Raw genomic sequence first — 3798 nt, 5'->3', positions numbered from 1 at the left:
GGCTTGGCCGAGTGCCGGTCGTGATGTTCCTGAACCGGCCCCGCACGGGCCGCTGGACTGGCGTGTCAGAGATGGCGGACGTGATCCCGATGACGGACGCGATCGCCCGCATCATCACGAACACGCAGATCGGCGCTGAGGCGTTGGCGTGGCCCCACCGGTGGGCCGCTGGCGTCAAGAAGGAAGACTTCATCAACCCCAAGACGGGTAAACCCATGGCGACGTGGGAGGCATACATGACCATCCTCAAGGTCACGTCGAACAAGGACGCCAAGTTCGGGTCGTGGGACGCGGCGCAACTGTCGAACTTTACCGACGCCGTGAACGCGATGCTGCGCTGGTGTGGCGGGATGTTGGGGCTCCCGACCCGCTACCTCGGTCAAGACACCGTCAATCCTGCGTCGGAGGGCGCGATCCGCGCCGATGAGGCCCGTCTAATCCGCAACGTCGAGCGCATGAACGTGTACGACGGTGACTCGTGGGCGTGGGTGATGGGCCTGCGGGAACGCCTCCGCACCGGCGAATGGCTCCCCGGCAACGAGATCAGGGCGCTGTGGCACGATCCCGCGACCCCCACCTACTCACAGCGAGCCGACGCCCTCACGAAGATGGCTGGCGGCGTGCCGATCCTCTCTCGCGAGGGCGTGTGGGACGAACTGGGATGGGACGAGGGGCGCAAGCAACGGGAGCGGGCCTACTTCCGCGAGCAGGATGCCGACCCGCTGGTGCAGGCGCTGATGGCGGCTCCGGGCGATGTCACCACAGTCGCCTGAGAAGGCGATGCTGGCCCGTTCGCGGGCCGCTGCCACGATGGTGGGCCGCGAGTGGCGCACGATCCGCGCGAGCGGCGACTGGGCTGCTCAATGGCAGTTGAAGCTGACGCCTCTGTCTCGATTGGTGGTGGCCGCGCAGATCGGTGCCGCTGCTGCTGGCGCTGCCAGCGTGGACGACGACCTGTACCGCTCCGGATACCCAGAGAAGGCGTTGGCGGAGGTCGACCCGGCTGGTTTCGGCGGATGGGCGGAGCACCCAACGTCAGGGGCAGTTCTCACAATCCCCGCCCTCCTGTATCCGGCTGTCATCACAGCCAGGGCGACGCCGGGCACTGCCACTCAGAAGCTGGCCGCTGGCGGCAGGGTGGCGCAGACGATGGCCCACTGGGCTGTGTCGGAAGCCGGCCGTAACGCCGCCATGGTCGGGGCGACTGGGAGGGCTCGCACGTCGCTGATGTTCGTGGACCCCGCCCCGATGTGCCAGCGGTGCGCGGTGCTCGTCGGGAAGCTGTTCAAGCCTGGCACGAGGTCGTTCACGCGGCACCCCGGCTGCGATGGACGCCTGGTGGCTGTCAGTGACCGGGATAAACCCTCAGTGCCTCCGCTGGACGTGTCCGACATCAAGGACCTCACCCGAGACCAGCTTCGGGCGATCGAGGACGGCGCTGACATCAACCAAGTCATCAACGCCAAGCCGGCTGTCCGCATCACCAAGGACGGCGAAAAGAAGTCGGTGCTGCGAGCCAACGGCGCCCGCACCATGTACGGCGCTCGCAGGATGGAGCGCTGGACCCCGAAAGCGATCTACGCCAAGGCGGGCGACGACCAGGACATGGCGATCCAGCTACTGCGGAAACACAAGTACATGCGCTGAGCGAGTCAGCGCACCCAACCCCAGAGAGGTGGCACGATGCCGCACCACACGCCCGACGATCTGCGACAGATCATCGACACTCACCGCGCCCTGTTCGGCGGCTTCACGATGCTGGCCGACAACAACAGCGCCCCAGAGGCCCCCAAGGAACCCTCCGACGGCAGCAAGGCCCCCGAGGCGCCCAAGGATGACGACAAGGCCGACAAGGCCGACGAGAAGCTCGGCGACAGCGGCCTCCGCGCCCTCCAGAGGGAACGCGACGGACGCAAGGCGCTCGAGCAGCAGATGTCGGAACTGAAACGCGGCCTGGCAGCGATCGCCGGCGCGGAGACCCCCGACCCAACCAAGGTGACGGTCGAGGACGTTGCGGCGCAGATGCAGCACATGCAGCACGAGCTGGCCGTCGAACGGGCGGCCCGCTCCCACGGCATCACCGCCGAGGACGACATCAAACTTCTGGTCGCGACGACCAGCGAAGACCAGCTAAATGCCCTCGCGGCACGGCTGGCACCCGCCGACCATACCGGCAGCGACGGCGCGAAGCCCCGCGGCCCCAAGCCGGACCCGTCCATCGGGCGAGGTGGGGGCGATTCCAACAAGGGCGGCACCGTTCAAGCGGGCCGCGACGCCTACCGGCAACTACATCAGAAGAAGGAGTGACCATGCCTCGCATGAAGGTTGAGTCGTTCTCGGGCGGGAATCGTTCCTGGCTCGCCTCGGCTCACGCAATTGTCAACAACCACACCGGCACGCTCGACGTGTCGAAGTTCACCAAGGGCACCAGCCTGACCGATGGGCACTACCCCAAGGGGTTCTTCCCGTCCGGCCTGGAGCTCAACATCGCCAACCTCGGCGCGATCGAGCCGTGGACGGGTGCCTCGGGCGAGAAGCTCGGGTTTCTGTTCTCCGACGAGGCTACCGATGGGGTCTCTGATCTCGCGGTGCCCGTCGTGTGGCACGGCTCGATCAACGTCTCCAAGCTCCCCAAGGCGCACGTCGAGCCGCAAACCGGTTCCGACGCGTCGAAGTTCGACCTCGTGAAGGAGGGCTGATCCATGGCTGAACTGTGGACTGACCTGATCGACCCTGCCGAGCTCACCGGCTATGTCCGTGAGGGCTTGTCGGCCATCGAGCGCCGCAAGGGCTCGCTCGCCCAGTTCCTCCCGAACCGGGAGGTGGACGACATCTCCGCCCGCTTCCACAAGGGCCAGAACGGTCTCGTGGATGAGGCGAAGTGGCGCGCCTACGACGCTGAGCCCGAGATCGGCGACACCCCGCCCGAGGGTCGTGTCATCATCGAGTTGCCTGCTGTGTCTCGCAAGGAGCGCATCAGCGAGTACGCCCAGCTGCGGCACCGGAACGCCTCTGACGACTCGATCCGTAACGCAGGCTTCCGCGCTGCCGACCGGTGCGTGCTGGCTATCGCTGATGCGGTGGAGCGGATGCGTGGCATTGTGCTCGCCACAGGCAAGGCGACCATCACGCAGTCGAACTACAAGACCAGCGATGACTTCGGTCGAGACGCCGACCTGACCATCACCGCGAACGCCCTCTGGTCGACCGACACCACGGACGGACTGACCCAACTCGAGACGTGGATGGACCTGTACTCCACCCGCAACGGCACCGAACCCGGCGCGATCGTCATGCCGCGCCGCGTGTTCCGCGCCCTGTCCGGCCTTAAGGTCATGCAGGGCCAGACCGCTGCTGGGGCGTTCCGCCGCCCGATGGAGCAGGATGTTCGCGGCATCGTGTCCTCAGCCGGCCTGCCCGACATCATCATCTACGACCGGCGCACGAAGAGCGGGCGCGTCATCCCTGACGACACGCTGCTTTTCCTGCCGGAGCCGACCGCCATCGATGACTACAACGGGACCGAGCTCGGCGCCACGTTCTGGGGTCAGACCCTGACCGCGACCGATCCGAAGTTCTCGCTCGTCGATGCGGAGATGCCGGGTCTCGTCGCAGGGCTGTGGCGGCATCAGACGGTGCCGATGATCGCCGAGGTGGTCGGTGACGCGATCGCGCTGCCGGTCCTCGCGAACGCGAACCTGTCGATGGCCGTGAAGGTGCTGTGATGAGCACTCTCATCGCTACCACTGTGGTGGGCCCCCCCGCCACTGGGGAGCCGGGGGCGCGCCGCCGTGGCGG

5 protein-coding genes are annotated in these 3798 nt (G+C 66.8%); all 5 read left to right on the top strand.

From position 1 onward, the window contains the following. A partial coding sequence (locus ACTNDJ_RS08845) for a phage portal protein (protein ID WP_441083561.1) occupies positions 1-773 on the top strand: 773 nt, incomplete at its 5' end. Between the two features lie 7 nt (positions 774-780). Next, a complete protein-coding gene (locus ACTNDJ_RS08840; RefSeq protein ID WP_441042081.1) occupies positions 781-1647 on the top strand; it encodes a hypothetical protein in 867 nt (288 codons plus the stop codon). Positions 1648-1683: 36 nt separating this feature from the next. Then, positions 1684-2307, top strand: coding sequence for a hypothetical protein (locus ACTNDJ_RS08835; protein ID WP_441042083.1), 624 nt, complete (start codon positions 1684-1686; stop codon positions 2305-2307). A 2-nt stretch (positions 2308-2309) separates the two neighbouring features. Further along, positions 2310-2699, top strand: a complete 390-nt coding sequence (locus ACTNDJ_RS08830) for a hypothetical protein (protein ID WP_441069377.1) — start codon at positions 2310-2312, stop codon at positions 2697-2699. Between the two features lie 3 nt (positions 2700-2702). Beyond that, positions 2703-3725 carry a major capsid protein gene (locus ACTNDJ_RS08825; RefSeq protein ID WP_441083560.1) on the top strand — a complete coding sequence of 341 codons (1023 nt, stop codon included), beginning with the start codon at positions 2703-2705 and terminating at the stop codon, positions 3723-3725. Positions 3726-3798 lie beyond the last annotated feature (73 nt).

Origin of the sequence: Collinsella sp. HCP3S3_D1 (assembly GCF_052064015.1) — a bacterium.
Taxonomy (GTDB): Bacteria; Actinomycetota; Coriobacteriia; order Coriobacteriales; family Coriobacteriaceae; genus Collinsella.
The sequence above is the reverse complement of the archived record's forward strand: the minus strand, read 5'-3'. Positions and strand labels throughout refer to the sequence as shown.